This is a genomic window from Paraburkholderia sp. EB58 (assembly GCF_050436665.1).
Classification (GTDB): domain Bacteria; phylum Pseudomonadota; class Gammaproteobacteria; order Burkholderiales; family Burkholderiaceae; genus Paraburkholderia.
In genome coordinates this window covers 39,878-60,530 of sequence record NZ_JBNDMQ010000044.1, presented here as the reverse complement: position 1 = coordinate 60,530, position 20,653 = coordinate 39,878, and the positions used below count along the sequence as shown (strand labels likewise).

Sequence of the window (20,653 nt, the reverse complement as noted above, 5' to 3'; positions counted from 1 at the left end):
ATGTCCACTGTGGCTGCTATTGCGACGGCAGTGGCTACCGTAATGACCATTGTTATGGTGGTCATGGCACATAATTAAGCGCCCTTTGAATTGACAGAACCCCGGCCATGGCGCCGGGTTTTTTGTTGCTCGTCCGGCGCGAAGACGGCGTGCAGCTTTTTACGCTCGATACTGCATGGATGTGGTCCTTCCCCAATTACGGTGGGTCAGAATCGCATGTCCAACTTCCCATACAGGAACAGGATAGCGTGCTTGAAGCGCTGCTTGTTGCGGTACCCTCGCGCCTTGACCCGCATTGCGCGAATCTGGCTATTCAAACCTTCGGCACTCGCGTTGGAAGCACGTTCCCTGATGGCGTTCGGATGCCCCACAGCCGGTTTCCTATCTGCGTGGCGACCCGGGTTAGCGCCGATATTGCTGCTGCTCGTGCCGCCGCTATCCAGCGCTTCCACTTGGCGCCGGTATGGGAAGTGTAGGGCTTGTACCAGAGTCCGCGAGCGCGTTCATTAAACGTCCAGACAACGGCGGATCAAGGACATAAATGCAGCGTGGCGAGTGTGGGAGTTCAGGCAGCGACGTTTCTCTTCTACAGCCCGGGACACGCGCGGCATCATCTTGATGTCGGCAGACTGGTCGAAGTGCAGCCGCGAAATCCGTCTTGTCAGGTCCACGTTGTTGACGCCGACGCAATATCGACCCGCATGCCGGTATCGGATTGACCATGTCTGCAATTAGAAAAATGGTTCAGCTGCAACGATTTACGGCCCACTCTGGCGGTCCAGCGGAATTCGGGCATCTAGGCAGACTGACGCCAGCGACAACGCTCGCTGTCCTCAACAGTTACTCGAGACGGCGCTGTCGTTTTCAGGGCAGGCAAACATTCTCCGTGGTGCACACGGTGAATACGATGGCGGGCGAGATTTGGCGCTAAATGCACAGGGGCTGATGTAAGCAGCCCGCATTCTCGACTGCCGCTATTACCTCGTCGTCGCTAACGTTAGAATCTCGCGCGAAGGGAACAATCCGACGCGCTTAAAGACTATTGCGCACGGCTTTACGCACCGGCCACGAACGACCCCGCGAACGTATCTTCGGAAAGCCTATTTGTGGACAACCGCCTGAAGCGGCAAAGAAACAGCTGTCTGCGACGTTTGCTAACCGGTCGGCGGCCTGCATGGACCATGGTGCGTCGTACCGCAAATCCGCATGGTCGTCGTCGATAGGGTTGGCGACAACTCGGTCACGCCATTGCCGCCGGCGCACACCAAGATGCCGGATTGGTCCAGAACGCGCCGCGAAGCTCGGCGGTGCCGGTGGCTTTGCAGCCGTGGCGCCAATCCGGCCGCGCAGCGAAATTTTGCGACCGCTGGTACCGAGCCGTTTCACTATTTCGGCAAGCGTCCCGTCGGCTTGCCACTCTTCAAAGCGGCGGCGGCAGGTCGGCGGCGACGGATAACGGTCCGGCAGCTTGGCCCAACCTTCTCCTGACGCCAGAACCCACAGCACGCCGTTGGCAACCGCGCGTGCTTCTGCGCGGGGCGGCCGCGTCGTTCACTGGTTGCGGGCTGCGCATCGAACAACGCCCCAACCAGCGCGGTGACCATGCGCCTCTTGGAAAACGAAATTGCGTTCCGGACATCAAGTTACTCAATGTGTGCAAGAGGGCCCGAAGATGACGCAGCTTCAGCGGCTTTGACGAACTACCGGACTAGAAATCGCATCTGTCATCCGCCCACGAATCGAGGAAAGGCGCCGATTCCCTCGGCGGGTGCCGGCCCCGTCGACAAACGGATGGCCGACGTTTCGCCACCGTTGCAACCTGACGCGCACTGTCCTTCAATCCCGGGACGTCCAGGTATCGCGCTTGCTGTAAGGTAGTTGTATTAAAGACGCGCCGCACGTTGCGCCGCATCGGACTGGGGAGTACGTCATGAAAACGCTGGATGGAACGTCGCGCGCGGGCGGCGCCGTTGCGGTGGTGGTCCTGTCCGCAATTTTGTCCGGTTGCTATTCCTACGTGCCCTACGGCTACGTTTCGTATGACGAGTTGCCGGCTACGCAGCCGTATCTGTTCACAGTACCCGACGCAGCCGCGTCCGGCGCAGCGGCATCAGATGCAACTGCATTGACGGGCACCTCCGCTGGAGCGGTTACGCCCGTCTTCGTTGCACCTGCGTATTACTCCGTCCCGTATCCGTACTACGGCTGGCCCGCATGGCGGGGACCGTCGGTGTCATTGGGCTTCGGCTATTGGGGCGGCTGTTGTTACGGCTGGCGCGGCCGAGGCTACTGGGGGCACCGCGGCTATTGGGGCCACCACGGCTATTGGGGCCATGGATATCGGGGCGGTTGGGGCGGTCATGGCGGTTGGAATGGGCGCGGATACCCGGGCAGTGGTATGGGCGGCGGTCATCACTGGGGCGGTGGCGGAGGCCATGGACGTTCGCATTGAACGCCAGGCGAGATGCGCACGGGCCGCTGCCTCTCTCACGGAGGAAACCATGACGAATCATCGAAAGAGACAGACGCGCGACTTGAACCACAACGATGATAAGGATGCGCGGCCAGGCGATGGCGCGAACACCTCCGGCTCGCCAGTGCCTGACAGCACTGCCCCGGTCTTGCAGTCGGAAGACGATGGTGCATTGGTCGACGAAGACGCGCCGGGACGAGGCGTTGCGCCGAAATAGAGCGCTTCCCGCCACGCACGCAACAAGTGGAATAGCTGGCCTTGGCCCCAGCCTGGGTCGACGTCCTGAGGCACTGCCACTCCTGTGTCCACTGCGGGTTCAAGATTTCCGAGTGCGCTGGGTGTACCGATAAAGCTGGTCGAGGGGGAATTCAATCGCCAGGTGCGGGAATTTTTCGATTCGGCGGCATCATACGACGCGACTGCAATCGCGACGCGGAAACGCGGCAAGTCTGGACGCGCATTGAAACCGCTGAAGGTGTCGGCGTCGACGCCGGGCTGCTTCCCAGCAGAACGACGTCCGGTCAATCAGTTCCTATCCAGAATCAGTTGCTTCTGCGGCATACGATAAGCCGGGGTCGTCACGCGTTGTCCTTGGCCGAAAAGCGCGCCGATAAAATTTGATAGGGTTCAGGCTTGCCTAGCAGGTATCCCTGAATTTCATCACAATTTGCCGACCGCAAAATTTCCAACTGGGCCTCCGTCTCTACCCCCTCAGCAACAACCACTATGTTGAGTTTGTGCGCCAGCTCGATGACAGTCTGGACCACGGCGTTGGCCGCATGGTCGGTAGCTACCTCATCCACAAACGACTTGTCCAGCTTCAAGACATCCGGTCGGAACCTGGTGACGTAGCTCAAGCTTGAATACCCCGTGCCAAAGTCATCAATGGCGATGCGCACATTCAGGAGCCGGAGCTGCGCGAGGATTTCCTGTGCGCGTTCGAGACCCTCCATCAACGTAGATTCGGTGATTTCAACCACAAGTTGCGAGCCATCAATGCCGTTCTTTTGCAGAGCACTCCGGATGGCATCAACAAGCCCCGTATCATGAAATTGTCTGGCCGAAACGTTAATCGATAGAGAGATGTCATGCGCACCTGTCCTTCGAAACTCGGATAGCGCGCCGACAGCCTCCACGACTACCCAGTATCCGACAGGGATGATAAGGCCCGTCTCTTCGAGAAGCGGAACAAATGCACCAGGAGACACCTGACCCCGCTTCGGATGATTCCAGCGAAGGAGGGCTTCCATCCCTGTAAGCCGTCCGGACCCGACGCAGAACTGCGGTTGATAGAAAAGCACGAACTGCTTATGCCGCACCGCTTCGCGCAACTCTCTTTCAAGTCGCAGACGGTCACGGTCGCCTTGTTCCTCCGCCCCAAAAAGCCGATACGCGTCACGGCCGGCCCGCTTCGCTGCGTACATCGCAAGGTCCGCACTCGTAAAGAGCGCCTCAGGCGAATCTCCATGCTCCGGGAAGAGCGCCGCTCCAACCGAAATTGTTACGGAAACGGTCTTGCCCGCTACTAACAATGGGTGGCGGGCGGAAGCGACGAGGCGCTGACACAGGCCGTCAATATCCCGGCGCTCCCATTCACCCGGTACGATAACGGTGAATTCATCGCAGCCGCCTGGTCGCGATGTCACTGCATTGTCAGGGAGGGTCTCGCGGACACGCTTGGCAAGTTCTCTAATTACGCTATCGCCCCAAGAGTGACCGGCCGTATCATTGAGCTCCTTGAAACGGTCCAGATCGATGTACAGCAACGCAAAGGGCAATGCGCCCTGGCAACGCTCCGATAGTGCTTCCAACATCGCGCTGCGATTAAGCAGCCCGGTCAACCCGTCGCTTTGCGCCAATGTATCGAGTTGCTGCAGGCGCGTCCGCTCTTCAGTAACGTCGACGCATACAGTTACGAGACGCGCAACAGTTCCCTTTTCACCCTTTACCGGATAAACGTCCGCGCGAATCCATTTCAGCGGGCCCTCCGGCATCACGAGCCGGAATAACCAGTGTGCTTCCGATTTCGAGCGTCCCACCGCTCTCATCCGGATGAGCAGCGACCTCAAATCGTCCGGATGGACACGCATATGCCAGGCTGCCGGGTTCTGATGCAGTGCGGCAAGCGGCATCTCCCATACGCTGGCGAAACCCGCACTGACATGATGCAGAATCTGGAAATCGCTGCTCGTCAGCCAGAATACGGCCTGTACGTGGTCCTCCATCTGCTGCAGTATTCCAGCACTTCGCCGAAGCTCAGCGTTCGATTCGACCTCAGCGCTCACGTCATGTGATGCACACAGAATCGCCGTCGTTCCGCTTTTTCCATCCTCAAGCGGAACAAGGTCCGACTTCCACCACTTTGTTTGACCCGATAAGGTAGGGCAAGAAGCGAAAAACGACGTCTGCAATCCGGTGCACGCTTCTTCAAAAGCTTCCCGAGCCTCACTGCCTGTCCAGAATCCGAGCCAGTCTGCGTTAAGTAGTTGTGCCGGAGTATTCGCGTGCATCAGTTGTTGACCGACATCGGATATCCAGCGTATGCGTCCGTCGCAGTCCAGCAGCTTCAGGCAGTCCCGGTTTGCTGCTAACAATCCACGCGTCAGTTCTGCTGTCGTATGAGTCATGCGCCTGCACAGCTGCAGCCGGACCACCACATAGCCCCCGGCGAAAAAGCCGAATGACGAGAAGCCCACAACCATGGCAGGTCCCCCGCAAAGCGCCACGGCGACGCCTGATATGGCGCATGCGGCCGTCGTGGCCGATGCGGCGAGCATATCCATATATCCAATCCACCTGCAGGGCTTCGGTGCGCGCATCAAGCGCTCAATCAGGTCCTTCAATAGGTTACGCCTCAGATATAGCACTCGACTTATCCCGTCTTTGCAGCCGCCCCGTATCGGTCCGCCGATTAGGAACGGCCATCTCCCAAATGTTGCCAACATTGAAGGTCGCGCCGCAGGCAGATATCTCTGCTATTTCTTTTCCGCTTTGCACAACCGTTTACGACGGCAAATAAATTAACTTGAACGCATACGCCTGGAAAGATATGCGACGCTGCATCGCCGGCCCAGAAGCAACGCTTATCGACATCGGTCGTTGCGGCTAGCCGCGCAGCAGTTTTCCTTTTTGGCGTCTTGCTCGCGGTGGGCTCCGGATGTCGGCTCTGTTAGCGACTCTCAGCAGTATTGTCGGTCGTCACAGACTCCACGGTCGAAAAGCAAAACGTTCCTTTACCCGCCAGCTTTGCGTCGTACAGGGCCGTATCAGCCCGCTTCATCAACGACTCGAGAGAATCGTGATTCGTGGCAAACGCAATGCCGATGCTAGCACCAACGCTTACCGTCGTCCCAGGCGAGAACGAATACGGACTGGAAACCTGCCGGATAAGCCGTTGTGCCATTGCCGCACCGTCAGCAGTCGTTGCGCTCTCAACAACCACGACGAATTCGTCGCCACCCAGGCGTGCCACCAGTTGCCTACCTCGCAACGTCTTTCGCAGGCGGTCTGCAACGGCTTTTAATACCAGGTCGCCGGTGTGGTGGCCCTGACGGTCATTGACCTCCTTGAAGCCGTCCAGGTCGAGGTACATCAACGCCAGGGAGGACCCTTCCCCAACGGCGCCACGGGCCAGCATCTGTTCAAGCCGGTCGCAGAGGTCTCGACGGTTGGCAAGACCGGTAAGCGGATCGTGATGCGCGAGGTGAAGAATTTTCGCTTCTGACTCCCGGCGTTCCGTAACGTCTTCGATAATGATGACGGCGCTACCATCGGGAACTGGATTCCTGGTCATCTCGAGCCGACGGCCGTCATTGAGTTCGAGGTCGAGGGGGCCGCGTTTCGCGGACAACCACTCGGTGCACCGCTCGACCAACTGTTGCCTGAGCGTTTTTCCAAACTTGTCCAGTCCCACATGGCCAATGAATTCCGGCAGCGGCACATTGAGCTTCAGCATCTCGACGGTTGCGCCGAACAGCTCCGCCGTCCGCCGGTTGGCAATAATCACCTTTCCCGCTTCATCAATCGTGCACAATCCGTGCGGCATATGGGACAACGCCGCGTCGAATCGCGCAGCGAGTTCTGCATTCGCCTGTTCGGCAGTCATGAGTGCCACAAGCCCCTGATAGTGCCGGCGAACAACCGAAACCATCGCCGCGATATAGGCGAATAGCGGAGGCACCAGAATCCACGACCCGGCGCGTGGCGCAAGTAGCGCACCTAGTGCGATAGGCAGGGCCCCTAGACAAATCTGTGTAATTGCAAGCCGAGGCAAGGCCGCGTTTCTTGACGCAATTCCGCCCAGAATCCCGGCCGTCACCATGACAGCGAGCGAGGTCACTTCGCCGTCCGGACACATGACGCATGCCATCGTGCCGGTGCCAAGCACGAGGCAGGCGAGCAGCGAGGCCGCCGCGTATCCGGGAGCCGAGGGACCGGGATGAACGACATCGGTACGGCTACGCGTAACGAAAGCGTGAACGATGCTGAGCCGCGCGGTAAGGATGGCTATATCAGTCACGAGCCATAGCGCTGCCCACACCACATGCAGACGGACGAAGACGACGAACGCAACGAATGCGCTGGCGGCACCTGCCATGAACACAGGCCGCACGTTTTCGAACAGCGAAGAAACCAGCGACGACCGGATGGACACCGTGACGTCGCTATCGCCGAGCGTCGGAGTCGCAAGCATGCAATCGAGGATGGATGTCTTGCCTGACATGATGTTGCTCATACGATGAGCGCTACTTTTCTGGCCACCTTGAGGGCGGGCGTTCATGTATATACGGAGAACAAACCGATTTACTTGATTGGTGTAAACACGTGCCGCGGCCGCGGTTTATCCGTCCCTTTTTTATCGCTAGAATGCGACGTACCGCCCACCCTCTCGCTCCGCGAAAGTATTGCGAAGCGCCGACTCCAGCGGGAATTCGTTGCACGGGGGCTGGCCGCGCGAAACGAAGCCCATCGCACGGGTGAGTACGTCGACGCTGACAATATGCATGCAGAACTGGCGAACCTGCTACAGGCGGCAAGGATGGCAGGAAAATACGTTGACGTACCGCGTCCGCTACACCGTCGGCGCCCGTCGTGTCTGCTGCGCCTTTACAGTTATCCTTTGGACCCGATATAGCGATCCCGGTTGGGGTCCGTCTGTAAAGCAGGGCAGGTCGGTAGCTGCAGAATCACACCTCGTCGGTCGGATCGAGCAGTTCGAGCCTGAACTGCCTTCCTTGGAACGCCATCAGGATTGCGCTGAGATCGTGCCATTCCACACGCCCCACCGTCGATGACGACACAGGGTAGGCGACCGTCTTCAACTCCATCCCGCTCATCTTCTGCACAAGCTTTCGGAGCAGGATGAGGGGTGACCTACTGCGTGGTCTGGCCCGGTAGTCTGACCGCGAGATGAAACGCAACTAACGGTCTTAATTTATCCTTCCCATGGGACCGCTGCTACGCAGCGGCAATCCGGCTTTGAATGAAAGGCCGAAGTTTACGCTTGCAGAGCCGGTCGGCACGAAGTTCAACTCGACGGCGGGCGGCGTCGAGTTGAAGTTCGCCATATCTCGACGCCGGGGGCAATCAGCGCACACACGGCATTCTGGTTATTCCCGAAGTAGGCGCAACAATGCGGATGTCTACGCGAACGCCGGCCGTTGTTGGCAAGACTGAGGGGAAGCGTACCCATCGAAAAGACAACCATTCCCTCTCGGGCCGATATCAAGGGCCAGCTTTCGGCGTTCGATCGTGCCGGCTTGCCGCGCCTGCTTCAGAACCTGTACGCCGCAAGCAAGAACAACCCGGCGTTCCTGCACGTGCGCTTCGGGATCGGCGACGATTTCCTGAAGCCTTACAAGAGCATAATAGGCAGGTACCTGTGGCCGGATGCTCGTGAGAATCAAACCCCGTCAGTCTCGAAGGCGAAGCAAGCGATCTCGGGCTACAGGAAGGCGATCGGGCGGCAAGAGGAACTGGCGGAGCTCCAGGTGTTTTACTGCGAGCGGGCTGATGACATCGGGATGGACGTCGAAGGTTTCCTGGTGGCGCTGGCGCGCATGTATAAACAGGCGCTGAAGTCGGCGGTCGCGCTGCCATATGATGAACGCGATGCTCCTGTTGCGCGGCTCGACGCGGTACGCCGTGTCAGCTGCAACTTCGGCTACGGCGTCAGCGATGACATGAACACGCTGTTTGCGGAGTACGTTTCCGATGACCGCTGATCGCGAACTGGACCAACTGCGTGCGGAGAACACCCGGCTCATAGCACTGCTCGCGGCGCACGGAATTGACGCGACTCCCCCGGACCTCGCTTCGCACACGGCCGAGCCGTCTCGATTGAGCACGGATGAGAAAATCGTGCTTTTCAGACGCCTCTTCCAGGGGCGAACCGATGTATATCCGATACGGTGGGAAAGTAAGGCAGGCAAGTCAGGTTATTCGCCAGCGTGTGCGAACGAATGGCGCGCCGGGGTCTGTGAGAAACCGCGCATCAAGTGTTCGGACTGCGGCAACCGCCTGCTGATTCCGCTATCCAACCAGGTCATCTATGACCATCTCGCGGGCCGGCACACCGTTGGGGTCTATCCGTTGATGGCCGATGACACCTGCCACTTTCTCGCCGTGGATTTCGATGATGCAGACTGGCGGGACGATGCGCGCGCTTTTCTCCGGTCTTGCCGGGAGCTGGATATCCCGGCGGCATTGGAAGTCTCGCGCTCGGGAAACGGCGCGCACGCATGGATTTTCTTTCAATCGAGGGTCCCGGCCCGGGAGGCGCGACGCCTGGGCACCGCAATCATCAGCCACACCTGTGCGCAGACGCGCCAACTGAAGCTGACATCCTACGATCGGTTGTTTCCCAATCAGGACTCGATGCCCAAGGGCGGATTCGGGAATCTGATTGCGTTGCCCCTGCAAAAGAAGCCTCGTGAGCAGGGTAATAGCGTCTTTGCGGACGACGCATTGCAACCGTACGCGGATCAGTGGGGATTCCTTGCGGCACTCCAGCCTCTTCCCCCCGAGCAGATCGAATCGGCAATCCTTCGTTGCACCGCAGGGGCACACCCGCTCGACGTAGCATTCACCACTGACGATGATCAGGCAGAGCCGTGGCGGACGCCGCCTCTGGTCCGGAACAAGCTGCCCGGTCCGATGCCGAAGTCGCTGTCGGTTACCCTGGCGAATCTTGTGTACCTTGAGAAGGAGCGGATCCCGCAGTCACTGCTCAACCGGCTGATTCGATTGGCCGCTTTTCCGAACCCGGAGTTCTTCAAGGCACAGGCGATGCGTTTTCCTGTTTGGGACAAGCCACGTGTAATCGGTTGCGCGGAGAACTATCCAAGGCACATCGGATTGCCACGAGGTTGTCTGGACGCAGCGAAGGACCTCCTTCGCGAAAACGATATCGACTGCGAGGTTCATGATGAACGCATTCCGGGCGAACTGCTCGATGTGTCGTTCGCCGGCACCTTGCGCCTCGATCAGGAAGCCGCCGTGTCGGCGATGCTGCGCTACGACTACGGCGTGCTCTGTGCGCCTACTGCGTTTGGCAAAACTGTCACGGCAGCGGCGCTGATAGCCCGCCGCGGCGTCAATACGCTGGTGCTGGTCCATCGTACCGAGCTGCTGAAGCAATGGCAGGAAAGGCTACAGGCGTTTCTGGGCGTCGGAAAAGGAATGGTTGGCACTATTGGCGGCGGCAAGGCGAGGCCGACCGGGAAGATCGATATTGCTGTCATGCAATCCCTGTCACGCCAAGGCAAGACGAGCGAGCTGGTCGAGAATTATGGGCACGTCATCGTCGACGAGTGCCATCATCTTTCAGCGGTGTCATTCGAGGCACTGCTGAAGCGGGTCAAAGCCCGATACGTGCTCGGTCTGACGGCGACACCGATACGGCGAGATGGCCAGCACGCGATCATCTTCATGCAGTGCGGGCCGATTCGATTTACCGCGGCCAGACCCGACACGGCACCTGACGATCTGGAAGTTGTGTCACAGATTCGATCGGCGCGGATAGAGCTTCCCGACGACGCCGGGATTCAGGATGTCTTCCGTCATATCGCGGGCGATGCCGACCGGACAGAGGCGATCGCGAAAGAAGTTGAAGTGGCTTTCTCGAATGGTCGAAAAATTCTCGTGTTGACCGAACGCACCGACCATCTGGAGGCCATCGCGCACGCATTAGCGGGGAAGGTCGAAAAGATTTTCACGCTGCACGGCCGCATGTCAAAGAAGCAGCGCGCTCTGGCAATTGATGCGCTGAACGCGCTGCAGACAGATAGTCCGCGAGTGTTGCTGGCGACCGGGAAGCTGGTTGGCGAGGGGTTTGATCACCCGGCGCTCGACACGCTGATACTCGCGATGCCAATCTCCTGGAAAGGCACACTTCAGCAGTACGCAGGCCGCCTTCATCGGGAGCACGCGACAAAGACGGATGTCCGGATCACAGATATTGTCGACGTCGGACATCCGGCATTGCAGAGAATGTGGGAGAAGCGGCAACGCGGCTATCGCGCCATGGGCTACAGAATTACCGACGTTGCTTAAACCATATCCGACATCGCAGACCTGGCGTGTCGCGCTTTGACGGGCGCGGATCAAATGGCGAGATCCTGCGTCCAAACGCGGGCCGCAAGGATGACGGCCAGGGGCTCGTGCGACTCTACGCGCGGCGCCGTCGCTCTTCATGAGGCAGGTGCGCCTCGGTCAACTCATAAAAGTGGTCGAACATCGAGCGCTTGCAAAACTGCGCAAGTTGGATCGCGACCTCTTCAGTCACGCGTACGGAAATCTCGACCCACTTCGGTTCAACGGCGTTTTCTTCGCTCGTTGGCTTTCCATGTCGTCTTCGTGACCAGCTCGTCGCGGAACACCGGCGCTCGGCACATTGGGGAATCTCTTCGGGCCTGAATACTCCGGTGATCGCTTGCTCCCGCGCTTTGGTGTTATCTAGGTACCCGGCCAGCGGCTTCGCTTCTTCGAACAGTGCACCGAATTCCGTCGCTGTAACAGGCGGGTGATTCGGGCTGAAAGACTGGGGCGCCGAGATCGCGCGCAGCGCACTGGTGTCGACGCCGAGCATTCCGGCACGGACCGCATGGCCACTTCGCCAATCGTCCACGCCTCTGTCTTTCTAAAAGTCCGCTTCGCGACCGGATCAGCACACTGCGCCCTACGGCATCAAGAACGATTTCAAGCCCGACCGAACCGCGTCAAGTTCGGCCTTCGTCACGCTCTGGCCGCGATCGTCGGAGCGTCGCGATCCATAGTCGACGGCGACTATCTGATCGAGCACCGCCACGCAAGGGCGAGGCAAAGATGCGATTGGCACCTCGGTCGCGAATCCACGCGCTTTGTTCGTGCAGGGGATTCCTGACACTCTGCCGGTCACGCGGTTATGCGTTTCATGTGTCAGCACAATGATCGGTCGTAGATACTCACCACTGAGTTCATGACCAGCCACGGGTTCCAGATCCACCCAAATGACGGAGCCGGGAACCAGTGGCCGACTCGGTTTCTTGCTCGTTACCAATCATTCTCTCCGGTCGGATTTCCGAGTTCTGATCCGATTGCCTTGCCGCGCGTGATGGTGGGATGCACCGCATCGGGCCGTTCAGCGAGCTGGGTCAAATACTCATCCCAATTAAACGTCTTGATCTTCGGTGTCGCGGTGAGAACACCGTTCAGCACCTCGACCTCGACTTCCTGATCCTCCTGCAGATTCAATTCTTCCGCGATGCCCGCGGGAATCCGCATGGCGAGGCTGTTGCCCCACCGCTTTACCGTCTGCGTTGTCATTCCGGACTCCATTGCGTTGGCGCTCAGGTTGCCTATCTGAAGACCGGCAGGTTCTACCGGCGCCTACACACTGTAGATACATTCCAGCCCCCCTTACTGGCAGCCATGGTTGATCTTCTTTCTGCGGCGCCTCCGGTTTTTTTGGACACAGATTTGGGGTAAAACGTGTGTTCCAAACGGGAGTGGTTGATGGTGAAGAAGCTGATACTTGGGTTGCGCCAGAGGCGCACAGTGCGCCGGGTCCAGCGCCAGAATCGTCGTCATCCGGGCGCTTCAGCCCCAACGGCGCGCGTGCCTGCTGATAAGCAAAAACCTTGAATCAGGACGGTACTCAGGCAGAGCATCGTTTTTGTTGCAAGGGTGTGGAGGGTCGTTGCCCTACGTGCTGATCTCGGAAAAGTACCGTGCTTTCTCAAATGCCGGGGTCCGGTGGGAACGGCCGATTTCGTTTCGAACCTGACCATGCCCGACGCGATCGACTCCGCCGAAACTTTCCTTTGCGCTAGCTCGGCTGCAAGGCGACCTGGAACCTGCAATCTGCGACCAACAACAGCAGGGCTGAAGCTGACCTTTCCGGCAAAGGCAATCCCGGACGCGCTCGCGTATCGCGGGCGTGGGTGCGCAACGGTACGACGACGCTAATTGCGCATGGAGACCTATTCGACTGCATGACGTTGGTCGACGAAGTGGAGTTGCCCCAGCAACAGGGTGGCGAATCAGCGGATCTCGACCGCCTCGTTCGACGACTTCAGGCCGTGTATAGGCGACAAACAGCAGCTAAAGGCTGTGTGTCAGTGAACCGTAAGCAGCAAGCTATGGCTGCCAAAACCGGCCTATGCCAGCGCCCCACCAATTTGACACACTCGGGCGATTGGCTACCGGTTTTCATGAAGCGCTCGATGACGTAATTTTCCGCAGTCGGCAGGCCATTCCATTGCACGATGATTTTCATTGCGTGTCTCCAGGATGAATTGACGGTGCCGGTTCGTGGCGCGTCGTCATCGCCGCTCGCATTGTGCGACGCGCTTGCATACCGGGCGGCGGCCACCCTCCCGCGCCAGGATGCTGTCTGGATAGCCGCGTGCTATCCGCGAACGGCATAAAACCACGAGGCGTCCTAACCATCATAGGTGAGCGCATGGTCGCTAACGTCGCAGCGTGCGGAGATTCACCAGGTCAGTCGCACGATCGCCTTTGTAGCGATGACGAGCCACTTGACATAAAAACCCGATCGCGGCCGGACACGACACGACATTCGCGTGTGTCGCGCGCCCAGCCTCCGAAGCCCGGTCCCGCCCGCCCAGAGGGAAGCCGGTGACCTCATCCTGTGCATCGACCCCACGCCTGGTTTCAGCCTGGCTGACCTCGGCGGCCGGGTCGCGGAGCTCGTAGCTCCGCCGGGCGCCGGTCGATATCGGCATCGGTTTTCATACGCGGCGAATTGCTGACCGCTGAAAAACGCGGGGTCGGATAGTTGCAGCTATCCGACCCTTCGTTTCTGGACATCTGGCCCGTCGCCCCTTCATTCGACCGTTTGCGCCTCACGGCGCCCTCGCCGGTGACACGCGTGCAGGGGCATCGAGGTAACTGTGACGGAATCCGACCCGCTGGCTGCCCCTACCACGCACGGCGTGCCGCGACTCTTCAGCACTGGCACCGGTGCCGGCGATGAAATCCCAAAGGTGGGCGGGTACGGGAGGCGGGGCACCTGCGCCCCCCTCCGATGAGCCGCAACGCCCGCGCGCTCGTTGCGCGACCCAGTACTGATTGGGTAGGGTAGCCTTCTAAACTAGACGAGGGGTATTCGAAACTGCTCTGGGACCGACTTCGGGGGAATACACGATCGGCCGAAGTCGACCCGTTGCCGACCCTGGACCGATCACGGTGAACGACGGCTTCACAGCCGATCGCGGCCATTCAATTTGGGAGCGCAGGCTTCATCCTTGACGAACCAAGGGCACTACCGAACACGGCGGGATCGCGTTGATCGCGACCTGAACTGCGCCAGTTCTTTGTCGGCGAGCACGTAGTCGCTGCAATCATGCAGACGACCGAAGGCGAGGTCCAGGAACGCTCGTACTCGCTTGGGCTGAGCAGCCCGGCTGCCGTAGTACATGTGCAAACCGATGTGCGCGCTCATATGCTGCAGGAGGACTGGCTCCAGTCGGCCCGCCCGGATGTGGGTCGCCGCCGAGAAGCCCGCGAGCTGACCCATGACTTGCCCCGCGAGCACGGCTTGCAATTCCAGCTCCGTATCGTTCGTCGCGAACGCTGGGGACAACTGCCGATGTTCGAGCTTGCCATCCACGGTCAAGTACCAGGGCGCTACCTTGCCGGTGACCGGATGGCGGAACACACTGCAGCGATGCGTCGCAAGATCATCGGGTGTCGATGGCGCGCCGTATGCTTTCAGGTAGCTGGGCGCGGCGCACATGATCATCTGTATCGGGAAGAGTTGCCGACCGATCACGCCCTCGCTGGGCGACGCCCCGATCCTGAAGCCGACATCGACGCGATCCAGCACCCAGTTACCGATACCATCATCGAGCTGGACGTCCGGCTGGATACCGGGGTGCTCCCGACAGAACTCGTCGAGCAGCGGCATGAGGATGGCGGCGAACGACGATTTCGGCCCAACGATGCGCAGCGGCCCAGCGATCTCATCCTTGGACTCGCGCGCCAGGGCCAGGGCCCTGTCCAGCGCCGCCAGGGCGGGCTGCGTGTTCTCCAGGAACCGTTGGCCCTCCTCGGTTAGGGCGAGGCTGCGCGTCGTCCGATGCAACAGCCGCACGCCAAGATGCTGTTCCAACTGCGCAATGGCCTGACTGGCAGCCTGGGGCGTGACACCCTGGGCCAGCGCGGCTTTCCGGATGCTACCGAGTTCGACGGCTCTGGCGAACGTCGCGATGGCCTTGAAATCATTCGTGGGCATGGTCGATTCTTCTGCTGAAGTGCGGCGGAAGCGTCGCACGACCCATCCAGTATCAACCTGAGCTTGTTACTGGTGCAAGGGGTAATCGACTAGTCGCTTGAAACTGCGACGCCTAAAGTAACGGACATCGGGCCACCGCCCTCGTCGTCTACTGTAAGGAGCGCATCTTGGACAAGCGACAACTCGGCCGTTCGGGACTCGAAGTTTCGGCGATTGGCCTCGGATGCATGGGACTGAGCCACGGCTATGGCCCGGCCACGGATCGAAACAAGGCCGTGGAGTTGATCCGCACCGCCTTTGACCGAGGCGTGACCTTCTTTGATACCGCCGAGGTCTACGGGCCGTATCTAAACGAGGAGGTTGTCGGAGAGGCGCTGGCGCCCGTTCGCGACCAGGTCGTCATCGCCACCAAATTCGGTTTCACCTTCGGCGACGACGGAAAGCAGCAGATTCTCAACAGCCGGCCGGATCACATCCGGTGGGTGGTCGAGGGCATGCTCAAGCGCCTGAAGACCGACGTTATTGACTTGCTGTACCAGCACCGCGTCGACCCGGACGTGCCCATCGAGGACGTCGCCGGCACCGTCAAGGAGCTCATCCAGGCGGGCAAGGTGAAGCACTTCGGCCTGTCGGAGGCCGGCGAGCAGACCATCCGGCGGGCGCATGCCGTGCAACCCCTGACGGCGCTTCAGAGCGAGTATTCGCTGTGGTGGCGCGAGCCTGAAGAAAGAATCCTGCCCACACTGGAGGAACTCGGCATCGGGTTCGTGCCGTTCAGCCCGCTCGGCAAGGGTTTCCTCACGGGCGCCATCGACAGGAACGCGACGTTCGGCAAGGACGATTTCCGCAGCATCGTCCCTCGTTTCGCGCCGGAGGCGCTCCAGGCGAACCAGGCACTCGTCGACGCACTTGGGGCGATCGCCAGGGGCAAAGGAGCGACGCCGGCTCAGGTTGCATTAGCATGGCTTCTCGCCCAAAAGCCCTGGATCGTTCCGATTCCCGGTACGACGAAGGTGCATCGCCTGGACGAAAACCTGGGCGCAGCATTGGTCGAACTGACTGAGTCTGACCTCCAGCACATTGCCCAGGCGCTCGCAAACGTCGAGATACATGGTGATCGCTACCCGGCCGCCCTGAAGGCTCGTGTCGGCCGTTGACTGCGACGAACATGCTGACCACCGACGAACGAAAGCGCCGAGCCGTCGCGGCGGCGGTCGCAGCACTACCTCTGAGCGGCGCGCTGGGCAAAGAGGGCGGCAGCGACACCGTTCGGATGACGGGTTCGCGGGTTCTGGTCGCCTACTTTTCGCGCTCGGGCAACACGCGGGTTGTCGCTGGACTGTTGCAGCGGGCATTCAAGGCGGACAGGTTCGAGATTCGCCCGGCCAACCCGTATCCCGAGGAGTACCTTGCGACCGTCGAACAGGCCCGGCAGGAACGCTACAGTCGATTCGAGCCGGCGCTGGCGGCTCGTCCCTCAGACATCGGCACGTACGACACCGTCTACCTTGGCTTTCCGATCGGGGAAGAGACGGCGCCACCGGTGGTTCGTTCGTTTTTGGTGGGCGACCCACGACCTCACGGGCAAGACGCTCACGCCTTTCGTAACCCATGGTGGATAAGGCCTCGGCAACAGCCTGTCCATGCTCGCCAGCCACGCGCCGCGGGCAAGGACAAGCAGCCATTCGTCATGGAGGCGGAACAGGAGCGCGGGACAATGAATCTCGTAAACGAGTGGCTTGACGAGACCGGCTTAAACAAATTGTCAGGCGTACCTCGAGCAGACCTTACGCCGCCATCGACTTTCAACATGAAGGACTGACTATGCAAGACGTGACACTCAACAACGGAATCAAGATGCCGATCCTCGGCTACGGTGTCTTCCAGATCGCCGACGAAGCGGAATGCGCACGCTGCGTCGTGGACGCGGTGCAGGCAGGCTACCGTCTCATCGACACCGCTGCGTCCTATAAGAACGAGGAGGCGACCGGGCGTGGCCTCAAGCGTTGCGGGGTCCCCCGCGACCAGCTTTTCGTCACCAGCAAGCTGTGGGTTGAGGATGCTGGCTATGAACGTGCTCGCGTGGCCATCGACAAGTCGCTGAAGCGACTTGATCTGGATTACCTGGACCTGTTCCTGATCCATCAGCCGTTCTCCGATGTTCACGGCGCGTGGCGAGCGATGGAGGAGGCACATCGCGCCAGCAAGCTGCGTGCGATCGGATTGAGCAACTTCCAGCCGGACCGCCTCATGGACATCACGGCTTTCAACGAGGTCACACCAGCCGTCAATCAAATCGAGGTCAACCCCTTTCACCAGCAGGCCGCGAGCGTGGAGTTCATGCGCGGGCTTGGCGTGCAGCCGGAGGCGTGGGCGCCCTTCGCCGAAGGACGGAACGATCTGTTCCAGAACGAACGTCTCGTGGCGATTGCCGAGCGCCACAGCAAGACCGTGGGGCAAGTCGTTCTGCGATGGCTGGTTCAGCGCGGCGTCGTTGCTCTCGCGAAGTCCGTGCGGAAAGAGCGGATGCTGGAAAACCTGGCCGTTTTCGACTTCGAGTTGTCCGAAGAGGACATGCAGGCAATGGCAACGCTGGAGACTGGCAAGAGCAGCTTCTTCTCCCATCGCGATCCAGCGATCGTGAAGTGGATGGGCGAACGAAAGCTTGGCCTTTGACGCGCGTATCTATCTTGAACAATCGCGTTCGTCATGCACAAGGCCTCATCAGATACGGAAACCGTACTGTCCGATACGGTCGGGTCTGGGCAGATACGCCGGGCGCGCAAGACGAAGGGGCTGGCCGCGCATGCTGGTTTCATCGGGGATCGGTCGGAGCGCCGTACTCGGCGGTGAACCGGCCGGGGTCGTAAAAAATACTCTTTTCACGGTAAAAATGAAGGGGTAGATAGTTACGGCTATCTACCCCTTCGTTTCTGGACATCTGTATCGATCCCGTCGGGAAGGGTACGAAAGTTGTGGCTTTCATCCCCTTCATTGGCCGACAGGAGCGACAGGTACGGGATCTAATTCGCGGTGAGCTGGCCGAGCTGCGGGTGGGGAACCGAGGGGCCGAGCAGAGTCTGCTTTCCGGCGCTTCCCCCGTCGTCCCATCTGCAGCCGTTTCGATTGCGCAACCGCGCATCGATGCGGTAGTGTGGCGCCATCAACAATCACATGGAGGAAATCGCGATGAACAAGCAGGAACTGGTGGATGCCGTCGCCGCGACAACCGGCAGCAGCAAGGCGGTCACCGCCGAGACGGTTGATGCGCTGATTGCCGCGGTCACCGGCGCGGTGAAGCAGGGCGACACCGTGCAGCTGATCGGCTTCGGCTCGTTTTCAACGGGGGCTCGGGCCGCCCGGGTCGGCCGCAATCCGGCGACCGGCGCCGAGATCCAGATCCCTGCCGCGAAGACGGTCAAGTTCACGGCGGGCAAGGCCTTCAAGGATGCGGTGAACGGCGCCTGAGACCGGGCACACGCCGTCGGCCGGTTCGCGCCGACGGTACGGACGTATCTGTGCAGAGGCCTGGACCCGGGCTATGTCCGCTTGGAAGCATCGGTGGAGTACTGCCGCGACGTGCCGCGGCCTCTACGATTCGCGCCAGTCATACACAAAAAAAGCGACTCATGCGATATGAGGAACGCGGTGAGCTGTGCATCCGCAACGTAGTTTTTCCGCACCTTGCAGGCCTCGCGAATGGCCGCCATCGGGAAGACCTTACGCCTCTTGTCGACCCACAAGAGAGTGTCATGACGGCGAAGCGCCACCGACTCTTACGATAGGCGAAGCGGACGTTCACTTGAAGAACATTGCGAGCGCAGCCTTTACGACATGGTGCCGATGCGCGGACTGCACTTGGTCTGGATTCAAATGCTCACATTTGCGGCGAATCGGCGCGTGGCTTGCTCTTGCGGTACGGCAGCGCCTTTCCATTCTTAAAGCTCGTTTTCGACGAATAGTCAGTAGGCCGACCACGCGCCTTCCCGAGCGTCGCAGAAAGAGCCAGATTTGCCAGCTTACCGAACGGCGCATGCAGCAGTCTCGCAAAGCTCCATCGCCCCTGGATGAACACCCCCTTCGCATGGGCTCATCGCACGAAAGCCCTCCCGGCCGTGGTAAGCCCCCATTCCGCTCGCCCCAACGCCGCCGAACGGCAGATCGTCCTGCGCCACATGCATGATGGTGTTATTGATACCCACGTTGCCGGATATAGTGCGTTCGAGCAAACTTTCGCATTCAGCGTCCCTGGCCCCGAAGTAATAAAGCGCTAGCGGGCGGGGCCGCTTATTCACATAATCGATGACCTCCCCCATCGTCCGGTACGTGCGCACTGGGAGAATCGGACCAAAAATCTCCTCCTGCATAACCATCATGTCGTCGCGTGCTCCGACAATCAGCGTAGGAGGGAAGGTGCGCGGCCTCCCAGCGGCGCTTTCCGGTTTGACGCCCGCCGCGATCACGCTCGCCCCCTTGTGCCGGGCATCTTCAACAAGACGTGTCAGGCGCTCATAGTGTCCGTCACTGACAATCGACGTGTAGTCATCCGAGGCGGGTCCGTCCGGATAGAAGCGAGCCACCGTCGCCTCGTACTGCGCGACGAATGCCTCTCTGTCGTGCTCATGGACTAGGGCGTAATCAGGCGCGACGCACGTCTGCCCAGCGTTGGCGAGCTTGCCGAAGACGATACTGTTCATGGTTCGATCGTCGACATGGCCGCGCGCCACTATCACCGGGCTCTTGCCGCCGAGTTCAAGGGTTACGGGTACGAGGTTCTCGCTTGCCGCCTTCATAACCTTGCGCCCAACCTGGGTGCTGCCAGTGAAAAACAGGTGGTCGAAGGCCAAACCGCTGAACGCCGCGCCGACATCCGGGCCACCGATCACAACCGTTACTTCTTCGAGCGGAAAAGTGTCTGCAAGCATGCGCTGGATCACGTCACTGGTGCGAGGGGTCAGTTCCGAGGGTTTTAGCATCACGCGGTTGCCCGCAACAAGGGCCGTAGCGAGCGGAATGAACGTCAGGGAAAAGGGGTAATTCCACGGTGCCATCACACCGACGACGCCCTTGGGCTGGTACTCGACATACGCTCGACCTGAGCGATAGATAAAACCGACCTGCCGGCGTTCGGGTCTCATGAAGCGACGCAGGTTACGCGTCAGATAGTCAATTGCCTGAATGACGCCGACGAGTTCCATGATGCCCGTCTCGTGTCGCGAGCGATGCGCGAAATCCGCGCTTATCGCTTCTTCCACTTCACTGCGGTAAGCCAGTACGGCCGCACGCAACCGCGCAAGGCGCGCCTTGCGCTGGCCATGGTCCGGTCGCGCCTCCGTCAGGAAGGCGGCACGCTGACGGTCCAGGAGCGCCTGTGCGTCGGCGCCGTGAACGGGTTCTAAATCGAGGTCGAAGTTGTGACGTCTGACGCCATTCAAAGTGGACAC

18 protein-coding genes are annotated in these 20,653 nt (G+C 60.0%); 7 read left to right on the top strand and 11 right to left on the bottom strand.

What is annotated here, in order from left to right:
• Positions 1-206 precede the first annotated feature (206 nt).
• Positions 207-371: a transposase gene (locus P3T40_RS38785; RefSeq protein WP_429272985.1), complete on the bottom strand. Its 165-nt coding sequence runs from the start codon at positions 369-371 to the stop codon at positions 207-209.
• 661 nt (positions 372-1,032) lie between these two features.
• A complete protein-coding gene (locus P3T40_RS38780) occupies positions 1,033-1,506 on the bottom strand; it encodes a transposase (protein ID WP_429272984.1) in 474 nt (157 codons plus the stop codon).
• Positions 1,507-1,930: 424 nt separating this feature from the next.
• Between P3T40_RS38780 and P3T40_RS38775 the strand changes: the two genes are divergently transcribed.
• The gene (locus P3T40_RS38775) at positions 1,931-2,452 is read left to right on the top strand and encodes a hypothetical protein (protein WP_429272983.1); all 522 of its coding nucleotides are present in this window, start codon (positions 1,931-1,933) and stop codon (positions 2,450-2,452) included.
• A gap of 599 nt (positions 2,453-3,051) precedes the next feature.
• Here P3T40_RS38775 and P3T40_RS38770 read toward each other — a convergent pair.
• From P3T40_RS38770 to P3T40_RS38760, 3 genes are all read right to left on the bottom strand, one after another.
• Positions 3,052-5,256, bottom strand: a complete 2,205-nt coding sequence (locus tag P3T40_RS38770; protein ID WP_429272982.1) for an EAL domain-containing protein — start codon at positions 5,254-5,256, stop codon at positions 3,052-3,054.
• Positions 5,257-5,642: 386 nt separating this feature from the next.
• Positions 5,643-7,196: a diguanylate cyclase domain-containing protein gene (locus P3T40_RS38765; protein WP_429272981.1), complete on the bottom strand. Its 1,554-nt coding sequence runs from the start codon at positions 7,194-7,196 to the stop codon at positions 5,643-5,645.
• A gap of 463 nt (positions 7,197-7,659) precedes the next feature.
• The gene (locus P3T40_RS38760) at positions 7,660-7,809 is read right to left on the bottom strand and encodes a DUF7713 domain-containing protein (RefSeq protein ID WP_429272996.1); all 150 of its coding nucleotides are present in this window, start codon (positions 7,807-7,809) and stop codon (positions 7,660-7,662) included.
• A 324-nt stretch (positions 7,810-8,133) separates the two neighbouring features.
• Here P3T40_RS38760 and P3T40_RS38755 point away from each other — a divergent pair, with 324 nt between their 5' ends.
• Positions 8,134-8,697: a hypothetical protein gene (locus P3T40_RS38755; protein ID WP_429272980.1), complete on the top strand. Its 564-nt coding sequence runs from the start codon at positions 8,134-8,136 to the stop codon at positions 8,695-8,697.
• Positions 8,687-11,026: a TOTE conflict system archaeo-eukaryotic primase domain-containing protein gene (locus P3T40_RS38750; RefSeq protein ID WP_429272979.1), complete on the top strand. Its 2,340-nt coding sequence runs from the start codon at positions 8,687-8,689 to the stop codon at positions 11,024-11,026. The genes P3T40_RS38755 and P3T40_RS38750 overlap by 11 nt, the downstream gene beginning before the upstream one ends.
• 115 nt (positions 11,027-11,141) lie before the next feature.
• Here P3T40_RS38750 and P3T40_RS38745 read toward each other — a convergent pair whose 3' ends face one another.
• The 5 genes from P3T40_RS38745 to P3T40_RS38725 all read right to left on the bottom strand — a co-directional run bounded on the left by P3T40_RS38745 (position 11,142) and on the right by P3T40_RS38725 (position 15,209).
• The gene (locus P3T40_RS38745) at positions 11,142-11,561 is read right to left on the bottom strand and encodes a DUF7706 family protein (RefSeq protein WP_429272978.1); all 420 of its coding nucleotides are present in this window, start codon (positions 11,559-11,561) and stop codon (positions 11,142-11,144) included.
• 90 nt (positions 11,562-11,651) lie between these two features.
• The gene (locus P3T40_RS38740; protein WP_429272977.1) at positions 11,652-12,011 is read right to left on the bottom strand and encodes a type II toxin-antitoxin system PemK/MazF family toxin; all 360 of its coding nucleotides are present in this window, start codon (positions 12,009-12,011) and stop codon (positions 11,652-11,654) included.
• Positions 12,005-12,277 (bottom strand): AbrB/MazE/SpoVT family DNA-binding domain-containing protein, encoded by a 273-nt coding sequence (locus tag P3T40_RS38735; RefSeq protein ID WP_429272976.1) that lies wholly within the window; start codon positions 12,275-12,277, stop codon positions 12,005-12,007. Before P3T40_RS38735 ends, P3T40_RS38740 begins: the two co-directional genes overlap by 7 nt.
• 748 nt (positions 12,278-13,025) lie before the next feature.
• The gene (locus P3T40_RS38730; RefSeq protein ID WP_429272975.1) at positions 13,026-13,229 is read right to left on the bottom strand and encodes a DUF3303 domain-containing protein; all 204 of its coding nucleotides are present in this window, start codon (positions 13,227-13,229) and stop codon (positions 13,026-13,028) included.
• Between the two features lie 1,008 nt (positions 13,230-14,237).
• On the bottom strand, positions 14,238-15,209 hold the full coding sequence (locus P3T40_RS38725) for a LysR family transcriptional regulator (RefSeq protein ID WP_429272974.1): 972 nt from the start codon (positions 15,207-15,209) through the stop codon (positions 14,238-14,240).
• A gap of 167 nt (positions 15,210-15,376) precedes the next feature.
• Between P3T40_RS38725 and P3T40_RS38720 the strand changes: the two genes are divergently transcribed.
• The 4 genes from P3T40_RS38720 (at position 15,377) to P3T40_RS38705 (ending at position 18,677) form a co-directional block, all read left to right on the top strand.
• Positions 15,377-16,366 carry an aldo/keto reductase gene (locus P3T40_RS38720; RefSeq protein WP_429272973.1) on the top strand — a complete coding sequence of 330 codons (990 nt, stop codon included), beginning with the start codon at positions 15,377-15,379 and terminating at the stop codon, positions 16,364-16,366.
• A gap of 11 nt (positions 16,367-16,377) precedes the next feature.
• A complete protein-coding gene (locus tag P3T40_RS38715) occupies positions 16,378-17,031 on the top strand; it encodes a flavodoxin (RefSeq protein WP_429272972.1) in 654 nt (217 codons plus the stop codon).
• Positions 17,032-17,033: 2 nt separating this feature from the next.
• Complete coding sequence (locus tag P3T40_RS38710; RefSeq protein WP_429272971.1) at positions 17,034-17,885, top strand: aldo/keto reductase; 852 nt, start codon at positions 17,034-17,036, stop codon at positions 17,883-17,885.
• A 513-nt stretch (positions 17,886-18,398) separates the two neighbouring features.
• On the top strand, positions 18,399-18,677 hold the full coding sequence (locus P3T40_RS38705; RefSeq protein WP_429272970.1) for an HU family DNA-binding protein: 279 nt from the start codon (positions 18,399-18,401) through the stop codon (positions 18,675-18,677).
• A 551-nt stretch (positions 18,678-19,228) separates the two neighbouring features.
• On the opposite strand, the gene P3T40_RS38700 is transcribed toward P3T40_RS38705, so the two are convergent.
• Positions 19,229-20,653: a coniferyl aldehyde dehydrogenase gene (locus tag P3T40_RS38700; protein ID WP_429272969.1), complete on the bottom strand. Its 1,425-nt coding sequence runs from the start codon at positions 20,651-20,653 to the stop codon at positions 19,229-19,231.